The following is a 26,104-nucleotide window of genomic DNA, read 5'->3' on the forward strand; positions in this document are numbered from 1 at the left end:
AAAATTATGAGTAATACAACAGTGCGTCAAAACTGGACTGTCGATGAAGTCGAGGCGATGTTTGAATTACCCTTTATGGATCTACTTTTTGAAGCTCAAACGGTACATCGTGCTAATTTTCCTAAAAATGAAGTGCAAGTGAGTACTTTGCTTTCGATTAAAACAGGTGCTTGCCCGGAAGACTGTAAATATTGCCCTCAAAGTGCTCGTTACGATACTGGCCTTGAAAAAGAAACTTTAATGGAAGTACAAAAAGTTATTAAAGTCGCAAAGGATGCAAAAGCGACCGGTTCGACACGTTTTTGCATGGGCGTCGCTTGGAAAAATCCTAAACAACGTGATATGCCTTATTTAGTTGAAATGATTAAAGAAGTTAAATCACTGGGATTAGAGTCCTGCATGACATTAGGTATGTTAGATACTCAGCAAGCAGATCAACTCGCTGAAGCCGGACTTGATTATTACAATCATAACCTTGATACCTCCCCAGAATATTATAACAAAATTATTACTACACGTACCTACCAAGAACGTTTAGATACCCTTGACAATGTACGTAGCGCTGGCATGAAAGTCTGCAGTGGTGGGATTGTTGGTTTAGGTGAAGAAGGAAAAGACCGTTCAGGTTTGTTAGTTCAACTTGCTAATATGCCACAACAGCCTGAAAGTGTGCCGATCAATAAATTAGTGAAAGTAAAAGGCACGCCGCTTGATAATGTTGATGATCTTGATGAATTTACCTTTATTAAAACTATTGCTATCGCACGTATTATGATGCCTAAATCTCACGTTCGATTATCTGCAGGACGTGATGCTATGTCAGAACAAACCCAGGCTTTGTGTTTCATGGCGGGTGCGAATTCAATTTTCTACGGATGTAAGTTATTAACCACAGATAACCCAGATGAAAGTGCTGATATGAAATTATTCAAAAAACTGGGTATTAATAAAGAAGCAGTGAATTTCTCTCCCTTTGAAAAAGAACAAAATATTGATGCTCGCTATTATTCGTCATGCTCAAAAAGATGAATTGTTTTACGATGCGACTGCGAAGCTTTAATTGTGGCTTTTGACTTCATTGAAACACAATTACAGCGAGCGAAAAGAAGCGGGCTTATACCGTCAAAGCCAGATCATCCAAAGTAAACAAGGCCGATATATCGACATTGCAGGAAAACGTTATTTAAATTTTTCTAGTAATGATTACCTCGGTCTAGCTTCAGATCCCGCTTTAATTACTGCCTGGCAAGAGGGCGCTTACAAATATGGAGTGGGCAGTGGAGGTTCCTATCTAGTAACAGGTTATAACCAAGCGCATCATGAGCTTTGTGAACAATTAAAAGCCTGGTTAGGTGTAGATGCAGTTGCATTATTTAGCTCTGGTTATTCTGCCAATCAAGCGATCATTAAATTATTACTTGATAAAAATGCCTTACTTTTACAAGACAAGCTTAATCACGCTTCTCTGATGGAAGCAGGCAGTTTAAGTCCCTGTAAAATGCTCCGTTTTAAACATAATGATATTGGTCATTTGTCTTCATTGTTAGATAAACATCAAAACCCAAATACTTTGGCTATTAGCGAAGGTGTTTTCAGTATGGATGGTGATAAAGCGCCAATTTCACAACTACTAAAACAAACTAAACAACATAACAGTTGGTTAATGATTGATGATGCCCATGGGTTAGGTGTATTAGGCAAAAACGGTCAGGGCAGTATTGTTGAAAGTGGTGCAAAAAATAATGCGCCACAAATCCTAATGGCCACCTTTGGTAAAGCCTTAGGAGTGAGTGGTGCATTTGTCGCAGGTAGCCAAGATTTTATTGATTATTTGAATAATTTTAGCAAGCCTTACATCTATACAACTGGCTTACCGCCCGCCATGGCTCATACAATCAGTTGTCTCTGCAAAAATAGTAGAAACACAGCAATGGAGACGAGATAAATTATTTGAAAACATTAATTTATTTAAGCGACTCGCTAAGCAACTTAATATTTTACTGAGTGACTCGCAAACAGCAATACAACCACTGATCATAGGCGATAGTATAAAAGCTCTAAAGATTGCACAACAACTTCAATATTTTGGATTTTGGGTCACAGCAATCCGTCCTCCAACGGTGCCTGTTGGCACTTCAAGGCTTCGCATCACTATCACAAGCGCACATGAAACACAGGATATTGGTGATTTAATTAAAGCCATTTCAACGATATTAAGCGAATATTAATGCCAACCTTAATGCCAACTCAAATGAAAAACATACCGACACAAAGTATTAATAAACAAGCGGTAGCTGAGTCTTTTTCAAAAGCAGCTAAACATTATGATCATTTTGCTCAGCTTCAACGGGATGTAGGTGATCAACTTTTAAACATGGTCATAAAAGATGAATCACACTCTTTTGCGATTAATGACATTGTTGATTTAGGCTGTGGTACAGGCTATTTTACTGAAAAACTAAGCTCCCATTTCTGTCATTCCAACATCACTTGTTTCGATTTATCAGCGACCATGTTAGATCAAGTCAAAAAGCGCCATATTAATAATGTTACCTTTCAACAGGGAGACATAGATAATCTTCCCTTTCACGAAAATAGCTTAGATCTTATTTACTCTAATCTAGTGGTGCAATGGAGTGATAACTTAGAAGTTTGCTTACAACAGGTTCATAAAAGCCTTAAAGCAGAAGGGCGATGCTATTTTTCCACTCTGCTTAATGGCACTTTAGATGAACTTACTCAGGCGTGGAAACAAGTAGATCAAAATCCACACACCAACTCTTTTTTGAGTTTAAAGCACATTAAAGAGACGCTTGCTAAAGTCCCCTTTAGTCAGGTAAATATCACTACTGAAAGACGTGTTTTATATTATGAAAATGTGATTGAAGTGATGCGTGCCTTAAAGGGAGTTGGTGCTAATCATGTCCATGGCCATCATTCATTACAAAGGCTAGGACGCCAAATACTCAAGCAATTACAAGCTGGCTATCAACCATTTATTGATGAACAGGGGCGACTTAAACTGACCTATCAAGTTTGTTATATTGAGGCAACAAAATGACCTTCACAAAAAAGAAATTACAAAACAAAACTTACTTTGTAACCGGTACTGATACTGATGTCGGTAAAACGGTATGTTGCGATGCATTATTACAAACTGCTAATAAGCAGGGAAAATCTACGCTTGCCTATAAACCCATTGTCAGCTGGTTGTGAACAAACAATCAATGGATTACGCAATGAAGATGCCCTAATTTTGCAAAATAGTAGTAGCATCAAGGTTGATTATGATTTGGTTAATCCAATTGCTTTTGTTGAGCCAATAGCACCGCATATTGCCGCTGAAAATATAAATACTGCTATTGATCTTGATAGGGTCAGCCAAGGTTTACAGGTACTACAGGATAAGCAGGCTGATCTTTTACTTGTTGAAGGGGCAGGTGGTTGGTTATTACCGATTAATAATGGACAAGTGTTTTCAGAATGGGTAATAGCGCAACAATTGCCCGTTATTTTGGTTGTTGGTATGAAGTTAGGCTGTTTAAATCATGCGTTATTAACCTATCAAAACATCATTAATTCAGGATTAAAGATTGCGGGTTGGATTGCTAATCAAGTGCAACCTGATATGGACTTCTATGAGCAAAACCTTACCTTTTTAAAGCAAAAAATAGATGCGCCTATGTTAGCTGAAATTCCCCATTTAAAGGATTTACATAATACTGATCTAACTCAGTTTGTATCCGTAAATTTCTAATATTAATCAATATCTTGATTTTTAAGTAAACCTAGCAAATTAAATAGCAACTGGTTACACATAAGTTATTTATTTTTAGTAAACAATATTTAATTTTAATGTAATATTGAGTAGATTAAAATATAAACAGTGACAAATGTTTTCATAAGTAAAAATGTGAATCCATATATTATATTTCTTATTAGAATGTTGATTTTGAAAGGGAGAAAGGATCATGAACAAGAATAATGTTGTCTGTTGGTTTGAAATTTACGTCGATGATATGCCTCGAGCAAAAGATTTTTATCAAAGGGTATTACAGCAATCACTAACACGCATTGATACGCCTGATGAGAAAAAAGATTTTCCACAACCTGAAATGTGGGCCTTTGATATGCAAGAACGTCCCGGCGCTAGTGGTGCAATATGTAAAATGGAAGGCGTTGCTCGCAGGAGGCAATAGTACTTTAGTTTATTTTGATAGCGAAGATTGCGCTGTTGAACAGGCAAGAATTGAGCAATTTGGCGGTAAATTAATTGTGCCTAAAATGGCAATTGGGGATTACGGTTTTATTGTTATTGCCTTGGATACAGAGGGAAATAGCATTGGATTTCACTCGATGAAATAAATTTATCCTAATTTAGGAGATAACATGTTAAAAAAACGATTTAAAGGCAGTTGTCATTGTGGTGAAATTGAATTTGAAATTAACACAAATTTTCCTGAGTTGACTACCTGTGATTGCTCGATTTGTTTACGTAAAAATGCATTGATGGTAAAAGTTCATGAGAGTGATTTTAAATTAATTAAAGGTGAAGATTTCCTTTCTGAATATCAATTTCATACACATACTGCTCATCATTATTTTTGTCGCCAATGCGGTATTTATCCCTTTCATCGTAAAAGAGTTACTCCTGATTTTTATGGTATTAATGTATTCTGCCTAGAAGGCTTCGATGCGACGGGAATTCCTATCAGAAAAACCGTTGGCGCAGGAATGGATTAATCAACTTTTCTAATAGATCTTGGAGAATAAATGTTTCAAATTAAACTAGATGACTTATCTGGGCCTGAAATTTTTCAACTTTTGCAACAACATCTGGAAGATATGCAAGCAACTTCACCACCTGAAAGTAAGCATGCTTTAGATCTAGAAGGACTTAAAGACTCATCAGTAAAGTTTTGGACCATTTGGCAGGGTAATGTATTAGCTGGTTGTGGCGCTTATAAGCATCTAAATGATGACAGAGTAGAAATTAAATCGATGCGTACTGCGAATGATTTTAGAGGTAAAGGCGTTGCTTCATTTCTGTTAACGCACATTATCGAGCGAGCTAAAAATAGTGGTTATAAAGAAATATATTTAGAAACCGGATCTATGGATTATTTTAAACCAGCACACCAGCTTTATAAAAAACATGGCTTTGATTTTTGTGGGCCCTTTGCAAACTACAAAGAAGATATGAATAGTGTTTTTATGTGTTTAGAAATAGATCTTAATCAGCGATAAGACTTTCAGGCAATAGCAATATCCACTGCCTGAAATTTTCATGATTAGCTTTCAATAAACTGTTCAGGATCGATAGAAGGGTAAGCAAAGGCTTTATGTTGTTTAATTTCTTCGAGTGTTAGCCCTTGTAATTCATAGGGGAAAACAACCCAGTCATTTGTTTCATGCAGACAATAATCAGGGCCAGCACCCTCGGCTAATCCAGATTTTTTCCATACCGTGGCAACACGTACATCTTCTGGCATGTTTTTTCTAAGTCTTCTTTTAATTCTTTAATGGTTACTTCAACGTTTTTACCGGAACGATACATATCATCAACAATTAAAAGTTTGTCATCTACATTTAATTTTTTAACTAGATAAGTTAAACCATGCACACGAATAGGTGCTTTAATTTCATCGTGTTGATGGTAATGGTCAAAACCCGCATATGAGGTTCTAATAGAAATATGATCTGTTTGTACACCAAGTGTTTGTAAGCATTCTTGAACATAAATACCAACAGAACTACCACCACGCCATAAACCCACAATGAAGGTAGGTTTAAACCCACTTGCTAGGATCTGAGTTGCTAATTGAAAAGATTCTTCAATCAACGAATCTTCATCTAAAAATTTTTTTCAGGATATTTAGCCAAGAAACCACCGATTTACTGTGTTATATTGCGTGATTAGGAACTCGAAATTACACCATAAAAGTGATTTATATTCAATAATTAGTACTTTTATCTTTCTATTTACTTGGAATTAAAATGGCAGAAAAACAGTATTTAAGCGCGCAATCTCTTTTACAAGATTCTTATCAGTTAGCACGTAATATTTTAGACAGTAATTTTAAACCAACATTTATTGTTGCAATTTGGCGTGGTGGTGCACCCATTGGTATTGCTGTGCAAGAGTTTTTAGCAGTACATGGTATTAAAGCTGATCATATTGCGATTAGAACCTCTTCCTATCGCCGCTTATAGATCAACAACAGCGTGAAGTGCGTGTTCATAGTATCAAATATATTGTTGATAATATTAAACGTGATGACAAATTATTATTAGTTGATGATGTGTATGATACAGGGCGTTCAATTGAGGCTATTATTGCTGAATTAAAAAAACAATGTCGATTAAATATGGCACAGGACGTCAGAGTTGCTGTTCCTTATTATAAGCCTTCGCGAAATGAAACCGGGCGTGTACCAGATTATTTTATTCATGAAACTTCGGCTTGGCTTAAATATCCTCATTCTTTAGAAGGTTTAAGCCATCAAGAAATAGCACAACAACGCCCGCGTTTATATGAAATTATAAAAGATTTTTTACCACAACAAGGCAATTAAAAACCACTGAAAATCTTATTCAAGCCACTTAAAGCACTTTAAAAGTGTACTTTAAGTGCTAAATCTTGGAGTAATCAATTTCAACTTTTTCACCATAATTATCTTCATTTTTTATTCCTTAAAAATATTTTAAAATAACAATTGTACAACCACAAAGTCACTTTATAATGCGCCATTTTTAACCTATAAAGTGAATGTCCTTATAGGCAATTATTTAAATAATATGGTGCTATTTGGTGCCATAGTAATGTGATTGAATAAGAGATCGGAATTTTGTGCAGGAAAAGTTGTTTAGTTTTAAGAAAAAGTTGAAGTAAATTTTTTCCATTTACGAAGCTTCCAACAAAAAAATAAGCAATTTTAATCAAAAAAATAGATCGGCTAATTAGTACCATTGCTATCAGTTAACTATCGAAAAAGGGTTTGTAAATGAGTGATGTCTTAAGCATTATTTTATTAATAGTAGCAGGTGCAATTTTTGCAATGTCTGAAATTTCAGTTGTGGCATGACTAGAAAAATAAAACTAAAAGTAATGGCAGATGAAGGTAATGTAAAAGCAGGTGAAGTACTAAAGTTACAGCAACAACCTGGTAACTTCTTTGCCATGATGCAAATTGCATTAAATGCTATTTCTATCTTGGGTGGTATTATCGGTGAACAAGCTTTAACACCCTATATCAGAAAATTGATTAGCTTATTTTATCAAGGCCAATTATTAGAAGAAGTCAGTTTTATGCTTTCTTTTGTTTGTCTTACTTCCTTGTTTATTCTATTTGCGGATTTATTACCCAAACGTTTGGCGATAATAATGCCTGAAACAGTGGCGATGAAAATTGTTTCATTGATGCATTGGGTAACTTTTTTATTGTTGCCCGCTACTTTTATTTTTAATAGCTTAACTAATTTAATCTTAAGGATATTTCATATTCCTACAGAAAGAACGGACAGAGTTACAACAGAAGATATTGTTGCCATGATGGATGCAGGAGCCGAAGATGGGAGTTTACAGCAACAGGAATATCAGTTAATCGGTAATGTATTTGACTTAGAATTAAGCACCATTGGAAGCGTTATGACACCTCGCGATCAAATTGTGTTTTTTGATTTAGAAGATAGTAGTGAAGTAATAAGTGAAAAGATTATTGAGCATCCTCATAATGATTTTTTGGTTTGTGATAAAGGTTTAGATCGTATTAAAGGCAGTATCGAATCAAAAGAAATCTTACGTTTGGTATTAAAAGGTGAATTGGCGGATGTGCTAGCAACTAAAGTTGATAAAGACCTATTCTATTTGCCAGAAACGTTAACCCTTTCTGAAGCGTTAAATGCTTTTAAAGTCGCCCCTCAACCCTTTGCTATTATCGTAAACGAATACGCCACAGTAGTTGGTTTAGTCACAGTTAAAGATTTATTAAGTAGTTTTATGAGCGAACTATTGACTCATCAAGATGAAGAAATGATTGTTAAAAGAGATGAAGAGTCATGGTTAATTGAGGGCTTAACCCCAATTAATGATGTAATACGCAGTTTATCAATAGATGACTTTCCTAACCGCAGTCAATACGAAACTATCGCTGGTTTTATGATTTATAGTCTAAAACGTTTACCTAAACGCACTGACAGCTTTATTCATCAAGGATACAAGTTTGAAGTATTAGATTTGGAAGGTGTTCGTATTGAGCAAATATTGGTTACTAAACTTAAATAACCTCAATTCTGCATAAGCTAAACGATACAGTACTGTTATATACTTGTATTTCTGCATTCAATTGCGTAGCAATAATCCATTATTGCTACGACGATTTACCTTGAACTGAGGTTACATGAAGACAACTGATAATTCTTTACATGCTTTCATTAATAGTATGATTCAGTTGGTCATATTAGCATCAATAAACTTCAATTTTATTTATCAAGCTGATTAAAATTATTGTCTAGACGTAATACTTTTATTCAACAATAATCCGCCCCAACAAGACCTGTGATTTATTCTTTCTGAATCACTTTTATCTAACTAATCTCAGTTCGAAACGATCAAATCGTTTTGCTTAGACTATTGAGGTTAACTATTATTGTGAGACTTAAATTTGCAACATTCAATTGATATGGAACGCATCCGTGCGGAATACAACGTTCGTTACTGGAGCCAAGGGTTTTATGGAATTAACGATCAAGGCGGGGTGTATGTTTCACCACGCAGTGATTGTGACCATCAGTTAGAATTAACTGATATCGCCACAGAATTAGAGAAATCTGACCTAAGCATGCCTGTTTTAGTTCGGTTTCCACAAATCGTTCACCAACGTGTACATAATATTTGTGATGCATTTAATGAAGCGATTCAAGAAATTAATTACAGTAATCGATATTTATTGGTTTACCCAATTAAAGTTAATCAACAAAAAGAAGTCGTTGACGAAATTTTAGCAAGTCAAGCTGAATTAGAGCATAAACAACTTGGACTTGAAGCGGGAAGTAAACCTGAGCTTTTAGCGGTATTAGCACTTGCTCATCAAGCAAGCTCAGTGATTGTATGTAATGGTTATAAAGACAGAGAATATGTTCGCTTAGCATTAATTGGTGAAAAATTAGGACACAGTGTTTTTATTGTTTTAGAAAAACTTTCTGAACTTGATTTAGTGCTGGAAGAAGCGCGTTCTTTAGGAGTTAAACCGCGTATTGGTTTACGTATCCGTTTAGCTTCTCAAGGTGCTGGTAAATGGCAAGCAAGTGGTGGTGAAAAATCTAAGTTTGGTTTAGTCGCTTCACAAGTATTAACCGTTGTGGAACGCTTAAAAGCAGAAGATCAATTAGAAACGCTACAACTTGTACATTTCCACCTAGGTTCACAAATGGCCAACATTCGTGATGTGCGTAATGGTGTGAGTGAAGTCGCTCGTTTCTACTGTGAATTACGTGCGATTGGTGTACCAATTGATTATTTAGACGTTGGTGGTGGCTTAGCAGTTGATTATGACGGAACTCGTAGTCAGTCTCATAATTCAATGAATTATAGCATGGCCGAATATGCGCGTAATATTATTATTACTATTAGTGATATTTGTAGTTTATATGAACAACCTGAGCCGGTGATTATTTCTGAGTCTGGTCGTTCCTTAACAGCACATCACGCAGTGTTAATGACCAATGTAATTGGTGCAGAAACCTATCAACCTGAGAAGTTTGATGCGCCTGACGAAAATGGTTCATTATTATTACAGAATATGTGGAATAACTGGTGCTTATTATCTGCTGGCAGTGATGACCGAGCATTGATTGAAATTTATAACGATACGCAAAGTGATATCGCAGAAATACACAGTCAATTTGCGACTGGTGTGTTAAATCTTCATCAGCGAGCTTGGGGTGAGAAGGTAGCTTTACGTATTTATTATGAATTAAGTTTACAAATGAGCACTAAAAATCGTTTCCATCGTCCAATATTAGATGATTTAAATGAACGTTTAGCGGATAAGTTTTTTGTTAATTTTTCATTGTTTCAATCTTTACCGGATGCTTGGGGGATTGATCAAGTATTCCCAATTTTACCACTGTCTGATTTACATAAGGCGGGAGAACGTCGTGCGGTATTATTAGATATCACTTGTGATTCAGATGGTGTGGTTGATCAGTATGTAGATGGTCAAGGTATTGAAACTACCTTACCAGTGCCAGCTTGGACTAACGAAAAACCTTATTTAATGGGCTTTTTCTTGGTAGGGGCTTATCAGGAAATTCTTGGTGATATGCATAACTTATTTGGTGATACCCATACTGCTGTGGTGAACATGGATGAAAAGGGTGGCTGGACGATTGATTCTGTTAATGAAGGCGATACCGTAGAAGATGTAATGAAATACGTACATATTGATGTTGAAGCAATTCGAGATAATTACCGTGCTTTAGCTTCTTCTCGTGTTTCTGTAGAAGATCAACAAAGTATTCTCGATGAATTAGAGCAAGGGTTAGCGGGTTATACTTATTTAGAGGGCTTTTAAATGACACATTCATTTAATGACCTGTTTACTAAAGAAGATTATTCTTTATATTCTAACGCAATGACCTTTATGCGTCGCCCGTTAGTGAAAAACCCAATTGCAGATGATGCGGATGTTGTTGTGTTAGGTGCGCCACTTGATATGGCAACATCAGGTCGTTCAGGTGCCCGAATGGGGCCTGATGCGATACGTCGCGCATCGGTTAATTTGGCCTGGGAAAGTAAAAAATTCCCATGGGATTTTAAGCTTTTTGAACATACAAAAGTCATTGATGCTGGTGATTTAGTATTTGACTCTGGAGATGCTGAAGATTTAACACTTCGTCTTGAAGCCGTCGCGGATGAAATTCTAAACAGTGGCAAAATGTTACTTGGGTTAGGTGGGGATCATTTTATTACTTTGCCATTGTTGCGTGCCTATGCCAAAAAATATGGTGAGATGGCATTGATTCATTTTGATGCACATACGGATACCTATAACAATGGCAGTCGTTATGATCATGGCACGATGTTTTATCATGCTCCTAAGGAAGGATTAATTGATCCTGAGTCTTCGGTGCAAATTGGTATTCGTACTGAATATAAACAGCAAGGCCATGGTTTTAATGTTATCAACGCTATGCAAGCGAATGATTTATCTGTTGAACAAATTGTCGCGCAGATTAAACAAACAGTGGGTGATAAACATGTTTATTTGACCTTTGATATTGATTGCTTAGATCCAGCCTTTGCACCGGAACAGGTACACCTGTTTGTGGTGGCATTAGCTCTGATAAAGCGTTAAAAATTATTCGAGCATTGCAAGGCATTAACTTAATTGGAATGGATGTTGTTGAAGTATCACCGGCCTATGATCAAAGTGAAATAACCGCATTAGCGGGTGCAACCATTGCTTTAGAATTGTTGTATGTTTGGACTGCAAATAAACTAGCAAGCGTAAATAAATAATTTCTACTTTAAAATCATTCTCACTATTTAAGGTGAGAATGATTTTCCCTTTCTATCTTTATCCAATCTTTTTAAAATTACTTGAAATAAATTCCTTAAAAAGCGTTCTAGTTCTATATGTATTTTAAATCTGAGGTGATATGAAGCTTTTATATTCAAATGAAAATCTTTTTATGGTAACTAATGTAAAAAATATAATGGAAGCACAGGGAATTGATGTGTTTATTAAAAATGAATTTTCACAGGGGGCGATTGGCGAGATTTCTGCCTTCGATGCATGGCCTGAAGTGTGGTTATTTAATGAAGATGATTTCCAACGTGCAACAGAAGTGTTAGAAGCATCTGCAAAACTCTGTGATAAAGAAGATTGGACCTGTGAAAATTGTCTCGAAAATAATGCTTCCTCCTTTGAAATCTGCTGGAATTGTAATTCAGAACGTAAAAGTGATTAATTTATAATCAAATCATATGTCTATAATATTTAATTCATATTTATATTGAATTTAAGTATGTATCTTCTGAAATGTAAGCTACTGTTAATTAGTCTTTTTAAAATACTTTTTTAAAACATATCCAGGCTATTTAGCTTATTACTTCAGTAAAAACACAAGGTTTGATAGATGAATAAAAAAACAATATTGGCATTAACAATTGGCTTCGCATGTTTAAGTTCTCAAGTAAATGCAAGAAATCAGGTCGCCGATGCGCGTGGTAATGCGATGGGTAATACCGGTGTTGCTTCTGCAAATTATCTACTGGCTCCTTTTTATAATCCTGCGTTAGTGGCAAGTGCGGACTCTTCCGATGATTTTGCTATCTTGCTCCCTGCTTTAGCTATTTCGGCACGAGATAGTGATGATAGTTTGTCATTAATAGATGATTTACAATCTTCAATTGAAGATTATGAAAATAGTAATTCTTCAGATAAATTAAATGAAATCAATACATACCTTGATCAATTAAATGCAAACAGCCCACTTACTGTCTCGGCTAACCTTGGTGTAGCTGTCGCTGTTCCAAATAAAGTTGTTTCCTCTAACTTGTATGCTCGTGGATATATTGAAATTGTAGCTAGCACAGATATTACTCAAAATGATTATAATAATTCATATGTTGATTTAGTCGCTTTTGGCTATAGCGAAGTTGGCCTAGCCTTAGCAAAAGACTTTATGATTTCTGAACAAAAGGTTTCTATTGGATTTACTCCAAAATATCAACAAATGAAAACCTATGCACAACGTACCTCTGTTGAGGAATTTGATATTGAAGATTATGATGAAAGTGAAATATCAAAGAATGCATTTAATATGGATCTTGGTGTGGTGTGGCATTATGATAATTTCCGAGCAGGTCTGTCCCTAAAAGATCTATTAGCACAAAAAATAACAGTAGATAATGGTTCTTTTAATGATGTTTATAAGCTTGATACTCAAGCAACATTAGGTCTTGCCTACACAACGGATTTCGTAACGGTTGCCTTTGATGCTGACTTAACTCAACAAACACGTTTTCAAAGTTTAAATGATGATACACAGTTTGTTCGTATTGGTGTTGAGGGGAATTTATTGGGTTGGGCACAACTACGAGCAGGTTATGAAATGGATCTAGAAGATACACTTGATAATGCATTTACTGCAGGTATTGGTTTTAGTCCTTTTGATATTGTGCACTTTGATATAGCAGGTTCTTATTCAGGTGAAAATCAATTTGGTGTTTCAACTAATCTAGCACTCACTTTCTAAGAGTTAATGCTGATTTTAGTTCTTCGGGCCACAATATAGTGGCCTGATTTGTTTTAAGGTTATACTAAAGGCATCACACTAATCTATCGGAGAAGTTTGCAAATATGCGTAGTATGATTTTTCTTGCCTTATTCTTCACTTCTCTTTGTAGTCTGGCAGAAGAGATAAAACCCTTTACCTCTGATGGTTGTAGCGCTTTCCCCGATGGTACCTTTGCACAGAAAGATTTATGGTTAAGCTGTTGCACTTTGCATGATTATGCCTATTGGCAAGGGGGAACCTATGAACAACGCTTAATAGCTGATAAAGCATTACAACATTGTGTTGAAAGCGTTGGTGAGCCTGCCATTGCTACTTTAATGTTAGCGGGTGTTCGAGTTGGTGGTAGTCCTTATATTCCGACTAAGTTCCGTTGGGGATATGGTTGGTCTTATCCACGTTTCTATCAAGCATTGACTGAATCTGAAAAAATACAGATAAAACCATTCAAAGAAGAAATAGATAACTTTTTCAAACGATTCTAGAAATGATTAGATAATTAAGGAAATGGCCAATGAGCTTGAAAATTGCAGTTGCACAGATTATTTCAAAACGTGGAGAAGTTGATGAAAATATTAGAATACATCTCCAGGCAATTAAATGTGCTAGTCGTTTAAATGTTTCCTACCTTGTTTTCCCTGAATTATCCTTAACGGGGTATGAACCAAATCTAGGAAGTCAATTAGCTTTTTCAAAAGATGATGAACGATTAGCAGTCCTAATCGATGCTCGCTATAGAATATAAAATTCACCTTGCTGTAGGCGCACCATTAAAATCAGAGAAATTGCCTAAAATAGGACTTATCTCAATTGATAGAAATGGGCTAGTGCAAACATATTCAAAAATGCATTTACATGGTGGTGAAGAAAACTACTTCAGTCCAGGTAATAAACACCATCTGATCACTTTAAATAATACAAAAATTGCCAATGCAATATGTGCTGATACAAATCATCCAATTCATTGCCTAAAATGTGTCAATCTAGGAGCATCTGCTTATATTGCTGGTTCGATGATTTCTAGCACTGGTTATCAAGCTGATACTGATATGTTACAAAATTATGCGGAGCAATATAATATGCTTGTTGCACTAGCCAATTATAGTTCTAAAACGGGTAAAGTCGCTGATGGTTGGCAACCTATTGGAAAAAGTGCTATTTGGTTAAAACAAGGACTACTTGTTGTCGCTGAATGAAACACAAAGCGCTTTAGTAATTGCAGAAAAAAACAGGATAACTGGACTGGCGAAGTTGTCGATTTGGATAGCTAAATTTTTATATTATTTTTTAGATCTTATAATATATTGAAAAAATTAATCTTTTTAGGGGGGATATTTTCAAAAAACAAGGTTTATTCTAATTTAATATCATTCTAACAGCTTGGCACACATAATCTGAGTATAAATGTTAAATAAAAGTATCGGGTGATTGTATAGGGTGTGATACCTGTGTATATTGCGGGACTAGTTATACAACTTATCATTCAACTTTTCATTTAATTAAGTCGATAATGAATGTCTAAATCAGATAAACGCTTACATAAAAATGCTACTACGACACCTGAGATGAGAGCATTTATCCACGAATCTGATCTCGCTACTGCGGTGTTGGCTCGTTTACTCAAAGTATCTGAATCTACCGTACGCAAATGGCGTAAACGTGAATTCACCGAAGATGCACCTCATCTTCCTAAACAACTCAATACTACCTTAACACTTGAACAGCAATATGCCGTCGTTCACCTACGCTTGCGTTTAAAACTATCATTAGATGAATTGCTCAATGTTTGCAAAGAGTTTATCAATCCAAATACCTCTCGAGCTGGTTTACAACGTTGTTTAAAGCGTCATGGAGTTTCCCGTTTAGCAGATATGCAACCCTTTGATGATAGTGAATCCGAAGCCAAGTTTGTGCAATTTGCTATTGAAGAAAGTATATCCAACGAAGTCATTAACTCAGTGGTATCGCCACAGGCAATGAGTGATTTTTTAACCCAAATGCGTCAGCAAATGGGTGAAACAGGTGAACAATTAGAAGTAGTAACCCCTTTAGATGTCGTACAGGTTTATTTAATCGCACTACCTGAATCAGCAGTGCCTAGTGATTCAAAAACATCCATACAAAAAAACAATAAAAAACAAGCATCACTGTTAATCGCACATGACCTAACAAGTAACTGGGTATATGTGGATCTTTACACAGGTGATGGCTTCCAAGCCGCACAGCGTTATTTGAGTTATGTGTTACGCAAAGCGCCATACCATATACGTCGTGTTTTAGTAAAAAATTATAATGAGTTTTTAAGTCGTTTTCGCTTATTAGAAGAAGTCCCGAGTAGTGATCAAACACAATCTAAATAAAAGATCTTGAATACTAATAAAATAAACCGAGACGGAAAACGAAAAAAATTAACCGGAGTAGTAAATGTCAAATGCACAAAGTCACAATGTGATTGAAACAGAAGAAGATCAAAAACTAAACTCTCGCTTGAAATCAAATCCGATTGCGATAGTTGGTATGGCTTCTGTTTTTGCTGAAACAAAAAATCTTGAGCAATTTTGGGATAACATTGTTGAATCAGTCAATGGTATCCAAGAAGTGCCTGAAGATCGCTGGGCAGTTGATGATTATTATTCAAGTGATAAAAAAGAAGCTGATAAAACTTATTGTAAACGTGGTGGTTTTTTACCTGAAATTGATTTTGATCCAATGGAATTTGGATTACCACCAAATATTTTAGAGTTAACAGACATAACTCAGCTAATGTCTTTGGTGGTTGCTCGTGATGTATTAGCCGATGCAGGGATCAGCGATGAAGCCGCTTATGATCGTGATAAAATCGGTATCACCTTAGGTGTTGGTGGTGGCCAAAAACAAATTGGCCCTTTGACCTCTCGATTACAAGGCCCAGTCCTAGATAAAGTTTTAAAAGCTTCTGGGGTAAGTGAATCAGATCGTAATATCATTATTGATAAATTTAAAAAAGCATACATTCCCTGGGAAGAAAATTCATTTCCTGGCATGTTAGGTAATGTAATTGCTGGTCGTATTGCAAACCGCTTTGATTTAGGTGGTACTAACTGCGTGGTTGATGCCGCCTGTGCTGGGTCATTAGTCGCTATTAAGATGGCCGTTTCTGATCTACTCGAACACCGTTCTGAAATGATGATTTCAGGTGGCGTTTGTTGTGATAATTCTCCCTTTATGTATATGTCTTTTTCTAAAACACCGGCTTTTACCGATGGCGAAGATATTCGTCCCTTTGATGAAAACTCAAAAGGCATGATGATTGGGGAAGGCGTGGGTATGATTGCGCTTAAACGTCTTGAAGATGCAGAGCGTGATGGTGATAAAATCTATGCTGTAATTAAAGGTATTGGTAGTTCTTCCGATGGACGTTTCAAGTCTATTTATGCACCTCGTCCATCAGGACAAGTTAAAGCTTTGAAACGTGCTTATCAAGACGCAGGTTTTGAGCCGAGTACTTGTGGTTTAATTGAAGCACATGGTACAGGTACTAAAGCAGGCGATGCGACTGAATTTAGTGGCCTTAATACACTGTTTAGTGAAAACAACGAACAAAGACAACATATTGCATTGGGATCGGTTAAATCTCAAATCGGTCATACTAAAGTCGCCGCTGGTACTGCTGGATTAATCAAAGCAGCTTTAGCACTGCACCATAAGGTTTTACCGGCAACGATTAACGTTGATCAACCTAATCCCAATTTAGATATTGAGCAAACTCCACTTTATATTAATAATGAAACACGACCATGGATGCCTCGTGCAGATGGTATTAAACGTCGAGCAGGTATTAGCTCATTTGGTTTTGGTGGTACCAATTTCCATTTTGTTTTAGAAGAATATAAAGCCAGTCATGATAAAGCATATCGCCTTAACGAAGTGCCACAAACTTTATTGATCAGTGCAACTAATAAACAAACTTTAGTTAACACACTTAGTGATTGTTTAAGCAAATTATCTGTCAGCGAAGATTTACAACCCTATGCTTTTAATGCGTTAGTAAAAGAATATGCACTTAAAACACCAGAAAAGTCTTTAGCGCGATGTGGCTTTATTGCTAAAAATGCAACTCAGGCGATACAACAGATAAACGCTATTGTTAGCCAACTTGCTAATGATGAAAGTACATCCTGGAGTAAACCAACGGGTATTTATTATCGACAGTCTGCACTTGAAACAGAAGGTAAAGTGGTTGCTTTATTCTCTGGACAAGGCTCGCAATATGTCAATATGGGAAGAGATTTAACCTGTAACTTCCCTAGCATGTTAGCAACCAGTACAGCTATGGATAAATCCTTTAGCGACGCAGGTCAGGCGCAATTATCAGCCACTGTGTTTCCTATTCCTGTTTTCTCAAAAGAAAAGCGTAGCGAGCAAGAAGAAAAATTACGTTTAACACAAAATGCACAACCAGCCATTGGCGCATTTAGTGTCGGTTTATTTAATACTTTTAAACAAGCTGGTTTAAACATTGATTTTGCAACAGAGGGCATAGCTTTGGTGAATTAACTGCTTTATGGGTACGCCGGTGTATTATCTGAGCAAGATTATATGTTGCTTGCACGATCTCGTGGTCAAGCTATGGCCGCGCCAGAAGATAACAATAATGATTCTTTTGATCCTGGAACAATGGTCGCGGTTGTTGGCGCGCCGGATAAAGTTGCTATAGATATTAAAAACATCGAAGGTGTTTCGATTGCCAACTATAACTCAAACAATCAAGTGGTTATTGCAGGTCTGACACCACAAATTGAGTTGGCTGTTGAACAATTACAAGGCAAAGGCTATAAGGTTGTTAAACTTCCTGTATCAGCCGCATTTCATACTGAATTAGTAGGGCATGCACAAAAGCCTTTTGCAGATGTGATTGATAGTGTTGAATTTAATGCACCTCAATTGCCTGTTTTTGCCAATGGCACTGCTAAAGCATATGCTAATAATGCAACGGAAATTAAATCGGCACTGAAAAAACATATTTTACAGTCTGTGCATTTTAATGAAGAAGTGGAAAATTTATATCAAGCTGGTGGACGTATTTTCATTGAGTTTGGTCCTAAAAACGTATTAACGCGTTTAGTAGATAATATTTTACAAGACAAAGACGATGTTGTAACCATTGCGGTCAATAACAACCCTAAAAAATCAGCGGATCAACAATTACGTTTAGCGACTGTTGAAATGGCTGTATTAGGTGTTGAACTGGATAATATCGATCCCTATTCAGCACAACAACGACCAATCACAGCCCCTAAAAAATCACCTTTAGCGATGAAATTAACCGGCGCGACTTATGTAAATCCTAAAACTAAAAAAGCTTTTACCGATGCATTAAATGACGGATGGAAACTACAAAACACTGAGCCAAAAGTGGTAGTCAAAGAAGTTATTAAAGAAGTCATTGTTGAGAAAGTAGTTGAAGTGGAAAAAATTGTTTATGTAGAAAAAGATGGTGCAACAAATACACAAAATGGGTCTGTATCAGCAAATCAAAACGCTGATTTAGTGAGTTCAATTGAGCGTAGTGTGGAAAACTTTGTTAATCACCAATCGCAGTTATTAGATGTGCATCAGAGTTACATGCAGGGGCCAAAGGAATATGCAAAAACATTCCAAGAGGTATTAGCGACACAGGGCAATGCCACAGAGTTACCCGAGGCATTAGATAAAACATTAGGTTTGTATCATGACTTCCAATCTGAAACTTTACGTGTGCATGAGACTTATCTAAACAATCAAACTGACAACATGAATAAAATGTTGCAGGGGTTGGTAGAAGATTCTGAGCAAATGCAAAGCACTGTTGCACAAGCAAGCAGTGTCAAGTCATTCCGCACCAGTAAACTCTCAGGAAAATAGTCTATCGACTGCTAGTCAGCAAATAGCAAACACTAATAGTGAGCCAGTAGCGCAAAGTTCTGTTAGTTCTAATCAATCCGTTGAGCCGGTTGCTTCTTCAGCAAGCACAACAGATTTAAATATTGATAAAATTAAAAATGTGATGCTTTCTGTTGTAGCAGACAAAACAGGTTATCCAAGCGAAATGCTCGAATTGAGCATGGATATGGAAGCGGATCTTGGTATTGATTCCATCAAACGCGTTGAGATCTTAGGCGCCGTTCAAGATGATATTGCAGACTTACCTGAACTTAACCCAGAGGACTTAGCTGAGCTTCGCACCTTAGGTGAAATTGTTGATTACATGCAATCTAAGGCAAGTGATACATCAATACCTGTTTTAGATACAAGAAGATCACAAGCAGTTTCTACTGGGATTGATTTAAATGCTATTCAATCTGTGATGATGGCTGTTGTCGCTGACAAAACAGGTTATCCAAGTGAAATGCTAGAATTGAGCATGGATATGGAAGCTGATTTAGGCATCGATTCGATTAAACGCGTTGAGATCTTAGGCGCCGTTCAAGATGATATTGCAGACTTACCTGAACTTAATCCAGAAGACTTAGCTGAGCTTCGTACTTTAGGTGAAATTGTTGATTACATGCAATCTAAGGCAAGTGATACATCAATACCTGTTACAGCTCCTGTCGTAGAACCAGCAGTTGCAACAGGCATTGATTTAAATGCGATTCAATCTGTGATGATGGCAGTTGTCGCTGACAAAACAGGTTATCCAAGCGAAATGTTAGAACTAAGCATGGACATGGAAGCGGATCTTGGTATTGATTCGATTAAACGTGTTGAGATCTTAGGCGCCGTTCAAGATGATATTGCAAACTTACCTGAATTAAATCCAGAGGACTTAGCTGAGCTTCGTACCTTAGGTGAAATTGTTGATTACATGCAATCTAAGGCGAGTAATTCATCAATACCGGCAACAACTTCACAAGCAGTTGCTACAGGCATTGATGTAAATGAAATCCAATCTGTGATGATGGCTGTTGTCGCTGACAAAACGGGTTATCCAAGTGAAATGCTCGAACTGAGCATGGATATGGAAGCTGATTTAGGTATTGATTCGATTAAACGCGTTGAGATCTTAGGCGCCGTTCAAGATGAAATCACTGATTTACCTGAGTTAAATCCAGAGGACTTAGCAGAACTTCGTACCTTAGGTGAAATTGTTGATTACATGCAATCTAAGGCAAGTGATGCATCAATACCTGTTACAGCTCCTGTTGTAGAACCAGAAGTTTCTACTGGCATTGATTTAAATGCTATTCAATCTGTAATGATGGCTGTTGTCGCTGACAAAACGGGTTACCCAAGTGAAATGCTAGAACTAAGTATGGATATGGAAGCTGATCTTGGTATTGATTCGATTAAACGTGTTGAGATCCTCGGCGCAGTTCAAGATGAAATCACTGATTTACCTGAACTGAATCCAGAGGATTTAGCTGAGCTTCGTACCTTAGGTGAAATCGTTGATTACATGAAATCTAAGGCGAGTGAAGGTGCAAATCCTGTTGCAACTATTGCAATAGATGCAATAGAAACACCAAGATCACAAGCAGTTTCTGCAGGCATTGATTTACAAACCATACAATCTGTCATGATGAACGTAGTTGCCGAGAAAACAGGGTACCCAAGTGAAATGCTAGAACTAAGCATGGATATGGAAGCTGATCTTGGTATTGATTCGATTAAACGTGTTGAGATCCTAGGCGCAGTTCAAGATGAAATAACTAATTTGCCTGAACTGAATCCTGAAGATTTAGCTGAGCTTCGTACCTTAGGTGAAATTGTTGAATATATGCAATCTAAAGCGGGTGTCTTGCAAAACTCACAGAAGCCAGAAACAAACAATGATGTACAAACAGAAGAAGTAAACAGCGTATTTGAGCCTGCACCAAGCAGTATTGTTGTGCTAAAACATTTAGATGCCGTAGTAAGCGACATAAAAATCATTAATGGCGAAAACTTATTATTAGTTGATGATGGTGAAGGCAGTGCAGTACGTCTCGCTGATAAATTAGATCAGCAGGGGTGGTCAGTCACCGTTTTAAAACCATCTTGGGTTAAATCCACCAGCTCTAAATCATTTTCAGAATCAGTTAATATTGTTGAGTTAGAAAACCTAGATGAACAAGAAGTACAGGCGATTTTAGCAACACAATTAATCTGGCACGCTGTGGTGTACTTGCAAGCTAAAAATACAATTGAAGGCATGCAATATCCTCAACCTAGTAAACAAGGTTTACAACTTGCATTTCTGCTTGCAAAGTTAACCGGCCTTGCTTCAAATAGCGCATCTGAAAATAATGATACCCGTTCATCATTTTTAGTGTTAACTCACCAAGGTGGTTGTTTTGGTGTAGAAAATAATGAAATAGACAGCGATTTGGTACAAACAGGTCTTACTGGTTTAGTGAAAACATTAAGCCATGAGTGGCCGAATGTTTTCTGTCGTGCTATTGATGTCGCGAGTAAATTTGTCGCTGATAAAGTGGCTAATATCGTCTTTGATGAACTAAATGATACGAGCATTTCACCCGTTGAAATTGGCTTTAATAAAAATGGTCGATTAACCTTAGTTGGCGAACAAACAGATAGTTACGCATTACAAGCTGGTAACAGTATCGATGAAAACTCATTGTTTCTCGTTAGTGGTGGCGCAAAAGGGGTGACTGCGCATTGTGTTATTCGTCTTGCTCAGGCTTATCAATGTAAATTCATCTTGTTGGGGCGTTCACAATATGAAAGTAACGAGCCAAGCTGGGCATTAAACATTGATAATGAAGTTGAGTTGAAAAAAGTCGCTATGGAGCAATTAATAGCGATCGGTGAAAAGCCAACACCAATAGCTGTTAATAACGTTATCAAGCCTATCTTAGCGAATCGTGAAATCACACAAACCTTAAATGCTATTCAAGACGCTGGTGGTATTGCACAATATGTCAGTGTGGACGTGACTAATAGCGAAAAAGTACAGGATGCAATTTCTCCTATCACTGATTTATGGGGTGATATTAGCGGATTAATTCATGGCGCAGGTGTACTGGCAGATAAGTTTATTGAACAGAAAACCTTAGCTGAATTTGAAGCGGTTTACAGCACTAAAATTGATGGTTTAGCTTCAATGCTAGCTTGTGTGCAACAGGATAAAATTAAACATCTGGTTTTATTTTCATCGGCGACTGGGTTTTATGGCAACCCAGGTCAATCTGATTATGCAATTGCTAATGACATTCTTAATAAAAGTGCTTTCAGATTTAAAGCCTTAAACCCAAATACACAAGTACTTAGCTTTAATTGGGGCCCTTGGGATGGTGGCATGGTGACTCCAGAATTGAAACGTATGTTTAATGACCGTGGTGTTTATATTATTCCGTTGGATGCTGGAGCAGAGTTATTAGTCAGTGAATTAGTCGCCGATAGCAACCGTTGTGCTCAAATTCTTGTTGGTAACGATATGGGCGGAGAAGCTGAAATTACCGAAGCAAAAGTTACTGAGGAAGCACCAGTAAAAGCCACAAGTTAGTCGCTTAACTAAACAACTTTTAGCGACTAACAATGCTTTTTTTGCAGATCATCAAATTGGTGAGAATCAAGTGTTCCCAACTGTCTGTGCGATTGCATGGATGGTTGAGAGTGCACAATCTGTTTACAGTGATTATCAATACCTAGGTTTAACAGATTATAAACTTTTCAAGGGGATTATTTTCGATGGCAGTGAAGCACAGGATTATGTGATTGATCTTAACTTATTGCCTGAATCTGAAACGAATATCATTGATGTTGAAGTAAAAATATCCAGCACCAATATTTCTAGTACCAATAAAGCGGGTAAAACTATTTTTCATTACAGTGCGATTTTAAAACTTGTTAAAAAGGGAAGTCATCAAAGTGATATTTCTGAGTATAAAGGTGAATTACCGAGTCTAAAGACAGAGCAACATACATTGTATGAAGATGGCACTTTATTTCATGGAGAAAGCTTGCAGGGCATTACTGCAATAAATCACTGTGATGATGACAGTTTATTATTAAGTTGTTTAATTAAATCTTCAGCGCAAGAAAAACAAGGGAGTTTGATCTTAAGATCAATAATGTCTTTGCTAATGATCTTGTTTTTCAAGCTTTGCTTGTGTGGGTTAGAAAAGAGCTCGGTTTAGGCAGTTTACCAACAGCCACTGCGCAGTGGAATGTTTACCAAGAAGTACCTGTTGATCAAGGTTTCCACCTAAAATTAAATGTCACTAGCAATAAACGTAATAAAAAAATTATTGCCGATGTTTTATTGATTAATAAAGACAAAAAAGTCATTGCAGAGATTATCGGTGCTCAGGTAACAGCAAATGAAAGCCTTAACGATTTATTTATCAAAGTGGCTCAATAATGGCGTTACGGCTAATTAATGATCCCTTCAAAGTAATTGGCTTTAATGCCGTTTTTAATAGCTTAGCGAATGAACAAGCTCTCTGCGATATCGATCAAGTGGAAGCTTGTTTATATCGTGGAGAGACTCTAAAGCAAGCTGATACGGTGTTTAATGCATTAGCTTCTTGTAAATCCTGTATTCGTTTTGTCCTTGATGCTAATAATCTAAACATTGAGCAGGTTGCGCTGATAGTTATTAGCAAGGATGATGATTTAAAGCATTCACTAATAGCAATGCAAGATAAAGGTCGAATAGTTTTTGTAGAGCACTTGAGTGACGCTTTAATATTAAGTCAGCAAGTGATGAGTGATGATACTCCAGTGTTAATTGTGAGCATTGCTAATACAGACTCTTCTGAAAAAACGCAAACAACTAAAGCAACGATAAGTTTTGATAGTGGTTTTGATGGTTATGCCTCTTATCAAGGTGTTGCTTGTATTTTATTGGCTAATGCAAGTTTTGTTAATGCTCATAATAGTGTGGTTTATGCCTCTATTGATAAAATGAGTACTGGTGAACATCAACACATTGATCAAGTGATTAAGGCATGCTTAGAAGACCTAACGCCTGCGCAAATAACCACATTAGAAGTCTCTGCTAATGCGGAACAGCAACTCAACTTATTAGAACAACACGCTTTGTTGAAGGCTTATACTGCACAAGAGCCTCTGACAACGTCGCTCAGTTGCCATAAAAGTGTGCTCGGTGAGAACGGCTGTTTATCAGAGCTGATGGGACTTATTCAAAGTATTATTTCATTACAACAGCGTTATCGTCCCGCGATTAAAAATTGGTTTTCTCCTTCACAAAACCTATTAAAGCAATGGCAAGATTCTACTTTTTATGTATTTAACCAAGCTTCGCCCACTTTTCCAGATGTGTCAGGCAAAGCAAGAATAAATGCCCTGAGTGTCTTAACAGAAGACGACGTCAGTCATTTGCTAATATCTGAAGTGAATGATGATTTCATTCATGAAAATGGTTTTAATCGTTGTGGCAAGCAATCTCTGTTTATTATCGGGGCAAATAATGAACAAGACTTGCTTAAAAAAATTGATTTATTAGTTGAAAAACTAAGGCAAAAACCTGAACTAAAAACGCTTGCTGAAGCGCTTTTTAAACAATATCAACAGTCAGATTTTATTTATAAAGTGGTATTGATTGCCGAATCAATTGAAGAATTAAATAAAGAACTGTTATTGAGTTTACAGGGTATTAAAAAGTCCTTTATTAATATAAATAATGATCAATGTGATTGGAAAACCCCTAAGGGCAGTTACTTTACTAGTCAGCCTCAAAAAAATGCGAAAACAGCCTTTTTATATCCTGGCATAGGGGCGACTTATATTGGGCTAGGGCGTGATTTATTTCATCTGTTTCCTGAAATCTACCCAAGTGTTATTGCACTTGCCGATGATATAAGTACATCCCTAAAGGATGAATTATTAAACCCACGCTCAATTGTCTCATTAGACTTTAAAACACTACAACAACGAGAACTCGAGTTACGTTATAGTTTGGCAAATATTGCTGAATGTGGGGTTGGTTACGCTTGTGTATTCACTAAGATTTTTGAACAAGTCTTTAATATCAAAGCAGATTTCGCCAGTGGTTATAGCATGGGTGAAATCAGTATGTTTGCCGCTTTAGGTTGTTGGCAGAATCCTGGAGCAATGAGCGCACGCTTAGCTAATTCAGATACGTTTAATCATCAGCTGTCTGGCGAATTACGCTCGATACGAAAATTGTGGAATTTGCCAGATATTGAAGATGGTCAATTTGAACCCATTTGGGAAACCTACAGTATTAAAGGCACACTTGAACAAGTCACTGCTTCGATTTATGAAAATGAACGTGTTTATGTCACTATCATCAATACACCTGATTCCTTAGTGATTGCGGGTTACCCTGAAGATTGTTTAAAGGTGATACAACGTTTAGGTGTGCGAGCTATGCCTCTGAATATGGCAAATGCCATTCATAGTGAACCAGCTTACCAAGAATACGATCACATGCTTGAGCTTTATAACATGCCTGTGACTGAGCGTATTCAAACTAAGATGTTTTCTAGTTCTTGTTATTTAGCCATTCCTCAATTACAACACGCGATTGCAGTGAGCATTGCTAAATGTCTTTGTCAGCCTGTGGATTTTCCACGTTTAATCAAAACATTAGCGGATAAGCAAAACCAAGTGTTTATTGAAATGGGGGCTGGGCGTTCTTTGTGCAGTTGGACAGATAAAATATTAACAGCATATAGCCTAAAAAATCAGTCTCAGAAAAACCATATTAGTGTTCCTGTTAATGCCAAAGGGACAGATGATCAGCTGACCTATGCCCGTGCAATGGCAAAATTAGTGAGTTTTGGAGTAGAGGTTAAGCTCGATAGCTTTTTTACCGGCTCAATTATTAGGCAAGTTAAGCAGAAAAGTTAAG

General features: G+C 36.8%; 27 protein-coding genes and 2 pseudogenes. 27 read left to right on the forward strand and 2 right to left on the reverse strand.

Features of this window, described 5'->3' with window-relative positions; translation table 11 throughout:
* Positions 1-6: 6 nt before the first annotated feature.
* The 10 genes from bioB to ACLKMH_RS13820 all read left to right on the forward strand — a co-directional run bounded on the left by bioB (position 7) and on the right by ACLKMH_RS13820 (position 5,247).
* Positions 7-1,029, forward strand: a complete 1,023-nt coding sequence (bioB, locus tag ACLKMH_RS13775; protein WP_413698677.1) for a biotin synthase BioB — start codon at positions 7-9, stop codon at positions 1,027-1,029.
* A gap of 49 nt (positions 1,030-1,078) precedes the next feature.
* Positions 1,079-1,945, forward strand: a complete 867-nt coding sequence (locus ACLKMH_RS13780) for an 8-amino-7-oxononanoate synthase (RefSeq protein WP_413698678.1) — start codon at positions 1,079-1,081, stop codon at positions 1,943-1,945.
* Between the two features lie 13 nt (positions 1,946-1,958).
* Positions 1,959-2,228: an aminotransferase class I/II-fold pyridoxal phosphate-dependent enzyme gene (locus tag ACLKMH_RS13785; protein ID WP_413702349.1), complete on the forward strand. Its 270-nt coding sequence runs from the start codon at positions 1,959-1,961 to the stop codon at positions 2,226-2,228.
* A complete protein-coding gene (bioC, locus tag ACLKMH_RS13790) occupies positions 2,228-3,061 on the forward strand; it encodes a malonyl-ACP O-methyltransferase BioC (protein WP_413698679.1) in 834 nt (277 codons plus the stop codon). The genes ACLKMH_RS13785 and bioC overlap by 1 nt, the downstream gene beginning before the upstream one ends.
* Positions 3,058-3,216 (forward strand): AAA family ATPase, encoded by a 159-nt coding sequence (locus ACLKMH_RS13795; RefSeq protein WP_413702472.1) that lies wholly within the window; start codon positions 3,058-3,060, stop codon positions 3,214-3,216. Before bioC ends, ACLKMH_RS13795 begins: the two co-directional genes overlap by 4 nt.
* Positions 3,143-3,757, forward strand: coding sequence for a dethiobiotin synthase (bioD, locus tag ACLKMH_RS13800; RefSeq protein WP_413698680.1), 615 nt, complete (start codon positions 3,143-3,145; stop codon positions 3,755-3,757). Before ACLKMH_RS13795 ends, bioD begins: the two co-directional genes overlap by 74 nt.
* Positions 3,758-3,971: 214 nt before the next feature.
* Entirely contained in the window at positions 3,972-4,199 is a 228-nt protein-coding gene (locus ACLKMH_RS13805) for a VOC family protein (protein WP_413698681.1), read from the forward strand.
* Complete coding sequence (locus ACLKMH_RS13810; RefSeq protein ID WP_413698682.1) at positions 4,180-4,365, forward strand: VOC family protein; 186 nt, start codon at positions 4,180-4,182, stop codon at positions 4,363-4,365. Before ACLKMH_RS13805 ends, ACLKMH_RS13810 begins: the two co-directional genes overlap by 20 nt.
* 24 nt (positions 4,366-4,389) lie before the next feature.
* Positions 4,390-4,743: a GFA family protein gene (locus ACLKMH_RS13815; RefSeq protein WP_413698683.1), complete on the forward strand. Its 354-nt coding sequence runs from the start codon at positions 4,390-4,392 to the stop codon at positions 4,741-4,743.
* Between the two features lie 30 nt (positions 4,744-4,773).
* The gene (locus tag ACLKMH_RS13820) at positions 4,774-5,247 is read left to right on the forward strand and encodes a GNAT family N-acetyltransferase (protein WP_413698684.1); all 474 of its coding nucleotides are present in this window, start codon (positions 4,774-4,776) and stop codon (positions 5,245-5,247) included.
* A 44-nt stretch (positions 5,248-5,291) separates the two neighbouring features.
* On the opposite strand, the gene ACLKMH_RS13825 is transcribed toward ACLKMH_RS13820, so the two are convergent.
* On the reverse strand, positions 5,292-5,492 hold the full coding sequence (locus ACLKMH_RS13825) for a hypothetical protein (protein ID WP_413698685.1): 201 nt from the start codon (positions 5,490-5,492) through the stop codon (positions 5,292-5,294).
* Complete coding sequence (locus ACLKMH_RS13830) at positions 5,444-5,842, reverse strand: phosphoribosyltransferase (protein ID WP_413698686.1); 399 nt, start codon at positions 5,840-5,842, stop codon at positions 5,444-5,446. Before ACLKMH_RS13830 ends, ACLKMH_RS13825 begins: the two co-directional genes overlap by 49 nt.
* Before the next feature lie 155 nt (positions 5,843-5,997).
* On the opposite strand from ACLKMH_RS13830, the gene ACLKMH_RS13835 reads away from it, so the two are divergent.
* From ACLKMH_RS13835 to ACLKMH_RS13915, 17 genes and pseudogenes are all read left to right on the forward strand, one after another.
* Positions 5,998-6,213, forward strand: a complete 216-nt coding sequence (locus ACLKMH_RS13835) for a phosphoribosyltransferase (RefSeq protein ID WP_413698687.1) — start codon at positions 5,998-6,000, stop codon at positions 6,211-6,213.
* Positions 6,214-6,230: 17 nt separating this feature from the next.
* Positions 6,231-6,575, forward strand: a complete 345-nt coding sequence (locus ACLKMH_RS13840; protein ID WP_413698688.1) for a phosphoribosyltransferase — start codon at positions 6,231-6,233, stop codon at positions 6,573-6,575.
* 429 nt (positions 6,576-7,004) lie between these two features.
* Positions 7,005-8,284 (forward strand): annotated as a pseudogene (locus tag ACLKMH_RS13845) (hemolysin family protein).
* 379 nt (positions 8,285-8,663) lie between these two features.
* The gene (speA, locus tag ACLKMH_RS13850) at positions 8,664-10,574 is read left to right on the forward strand and encodes a biosynthetic arginine decarboxylase (protein WP_413698689.1); all 1,911 of its coding nucleotides are present in this window, start codon (positions 8,664-8,666) and stop codon (positions 10,572-10,574) included.
* Positions 10,575-11,521: pseudogene (gene speB, locus ACLKMH_RS13855) on the forward strand (agmatinase).
* 140 nt (positions 11,522-11,661) lie between these two features.
* Positions 11,662-11,973, forward strand: coding sequence for a DUF2007 domain-containing protein (locus tag ACLKMH_RS13860; RefSeq protein ID WP_413698690.1), 312 nt, complete (start codon positions 11,662-11,664; stop codon positions 11,971-11,973).
* A 168-nt stretch (positions 11,974-12,141) separates the two neighbouring features.
* On the forward strand, positions 12,142-13,263 hold the full coding sequence (locus tag ACLKMH_RS13865) for a conjugal transfer protein TraF (protein ID WP_413698691.1): 1,122 nt from the start codon (positions 12,142-12,144) through the stop codon (positions 13,261-13,263).
* Between the two features lie 104 nt (positions 13,264-13,367).
* Positions 13,368-13,787: a hypothetical protein gene (locus tag ACLKMH_RS13870; RefSeq protein ID WP_413698692.1), complete on the forward strand. Its 420-nt coding sequence runs from the start codon at positions 13,368-13,370 to the stop codon at positions 13,785-13,787.
* Between the two features lie 29 nt (positions 13,788-13,816).
* Complete coding sequence (locus tag ACLKMH_RS13875) at positions 13,817-14,047, forward strand: nitrilase-related carbon-nitrogen hydrolase (RefSeq protein WP_413698693.1); 231 nt, start codon at positions 13,817-13,819, stop codon at positions 14,045-14,047.
* Positions 14,028-14,498, forward strand: a complete 471-nt coding sequence (locus ACLKMH_RS13880; protein ID WP_413698694.1) for a nitrilase-related carbon-nitrogen hydrolase — start codon at positions 14,028-14,030, stop codon at positions 14,496-14,498. Before ACLKMH_RS13875 ends, ACLKMH_RS13880 begins: the two co-directional genes overlap by 20 nt.
* Positions 14,499-14,816: 318 nt before the next feature.
* Positions 14,817-15,662 carry a helix-turn-helix domain-containing protein gene (locus ACLKMH_RS13885; RefSeq protein ID WP_413698695.1) on the forward strand — a complete coding sequence of 282 codons (846 nt, stop codon included), beginning with the start codon at positions 14,817-14,819 and terminating at the stop codon, positions 15,660-15,662.
* Between the two features lie 64 nt (positions 15,663-15,726).
* Complete coding sequence (locus tag ACLKMH_RS13890; RefSeq protein WP_413698696.1) at positions 15,727-17,838, forward strand: beta-ketoacyl synthase N-terminal-like domain-containing protein; 2,112 nt, start codon at positions 15,727-15,729, stop codon at positions 17,836-17,838.
* 42 nt (positions 17,839-17,880) lie between these two features.
* Positions 17,881-19,185, forward strand: coding sequence for an acyltransferase domain-containing protein (locus ACLKMH_RS13895; protein ID WP_413698697.1), 1,305 nt, complete (start codon positions 17,881-17,883; stop codon positions 19,183-19,185).
* Entirely contained in the window at positions 19,145-22,768 is a 3,624-nt protein-coding gene (locus tag ACLKMH_RS13900; protein ID WP_413698698.1) for an SDR family NAD(P)-dependent oxidoreductase, read from the forward strand. The genes ACLKMH_RS13895 and ACLKMH_RS13900 overlap by 41 nt, the downstream gene beginning before the upstream one ends.
* A 70-nt stretch (positions 22,769-22,838) precedes the next feature.
* Entirely contained in the window at positions 22,839-23,402 is a 564-nt protein-coding gene (locus ACLKMH_RS13905; protein WP_413698699.1) for a hypothetical protein, read from the forward strand.
* Positions 23,375-23,626, forward strand: coding sequence for a hypothetical protein (locus ACLKMH_RS13910; RefSeq protein WP_413698700.1), 252 nt, complete (start codon positions 23,375-23,377; stop codon positions 23,624-23,626). Before ACLKMH_RS13905 ends, ACLKMH_RS13910 begins: the two co-directional genes overlap by 28 nt.
* A complete protein-coding gene (locus tag ACLKMH_RS13915) occupies positions 23,626-26,103 on the forward strand; it encodes a PfaB family protein (RefSeq protein WP_413698701.1) in 2,478 nt (825 codons plus the stop codon). Before ACLKMH_RS13910 ends, ACLKMH_RS13915 begins: the two co-directional genes overlap by 1 nt.
* The last annotated feature ends 1 nt before the right edge of the window (position 26,104 follow it).

The sequence above is a fragment of the Psychromonas sp. KJ10-10 genome (assembly GCF_047323245.1).
GTDB lineage: Bacteria > Pseudomonadota > Gammaproteobacteria > Enterobacterales > Psychromonadaceae > Psychromonas.

Coding starts and splice junctions, on each gene's coding strand:
- bioB (WP_413698677.1), top strand. CDS start 7: ATGAGTAATACAACAGTGCGTCAAAACTGGACTGTCGATGAAGTCGAG.
- bioC (WP_413698679.1), top strand. CDS start 2,228: ATGCCAACCTTAATGCCAACTCAAATGAAAAACATACCGACACAAAGT.
- ACLKMH_RS13795 (WP_413702472.1), top strand. CDS start 3,058: ATGACCTTCACAAAAAAGAAATTACAAAACAAAACTTACTTTGTAACC.
- bioD (WP_413698680.1), top strand. CDS start 3,143: ATGCATTATTACAAACTGCTAATAAGCAGGGAAAATCTACGCTTGCCT.
- ACLKMH_RS13805 (WP_413698681.1), top strand. CDS start 3,972: ATGAACAAGAATAATGTTGTCTGTTGGTTTGAAATTTACGTCGATGAT.
- ACLKMH_RS13815 (WP_413698683.1), top strand. CDS start 4,390: ATGTTAAAAAAACGATTTAAAGGCAGTTGTCATTGTGGTGAAATTGAA.
- ACLKMH_RS13820 (WP_413698684.1), top strand. CDS start 4,774: ATGTTTCAAATTAAACTAGATGACTTATCTGGGCCTGAAATTTTTCAA.
- ACLKMH_RS13825 (WP_413698685.1), bottom strand. CDS start 5,492: ATGCCAGAAGATGTACGTGTTGCCACGGTATGGAAAAAATCTGGATTA.
- ACLKMH_RS13835 (WP_413698687.1), top strand. CDS start 5,998: ATGGCAGAAAAACAGTATTTAAGCGCGCAATCTCTTTTACAAGATTCT.
- ACLKMH_RS13860 (WP_413698690.1), top strand. CDS start 11,662: ATGAAGCTTTTATATTCAAATGAAAATCTTTTTATGGTAACTAATGTA.
- ACLKMH_RS13865 (WP_413698691.1), top strand. CDS start 12,142: ATGAATAAAAAAACAATATTGGCATTAACAATTGGCTTCGCATGTTTA.
- ACLKMH_RS13870 (WP_413698692.1), top strand. CDS start 13,368: ATGCGTAGTATGATTTTTCTTGCCTTATTCTTCACTTCTCTTTGTAGT.
- ACLKMH_RS13875 (WP_413698693.1), top strand. CDS start 13,817: ATGAGCTTGAAAATTGCAGTTGCACAGATTATTTCAAAACGTGGAGAA.
- ACLKMH_RS13880 (WP_413698694.1), top strand. CDS start 14,028: ATGCTCGCTATAGAATATAAAATTCACCTTGCTGTAGGCGCACCATTA.
- ACLKMH_RS13885 (WP_413698695.1), top strand. CDS start 14,817: ATGTCTAAATCAGATAAACGCTTACATAAAAATGCTACTACGACACCT.
- ACLKMH_RS13890 (WP_413698696.1), top strand. CDS start 15,727: ATGTCAAATGCACAAAGTCACAATGTGATTGAAACAGAAGAAGATCAA.
- ACLKMH_RS13895 (WP_413698697.1), top strand. CDS start 17,881: ATGTTGCTTGCACGATCTCGTGGTCAAGCTATGGCCGCGCCAGAAGAT.
- ACLKMH_RS13915 (WP_413698701.1), top strand. CDS start 23,626: ATGGCGTTACGGCTAATTAATGATCCCTTCAAAGTAATTGGCTTTAAT.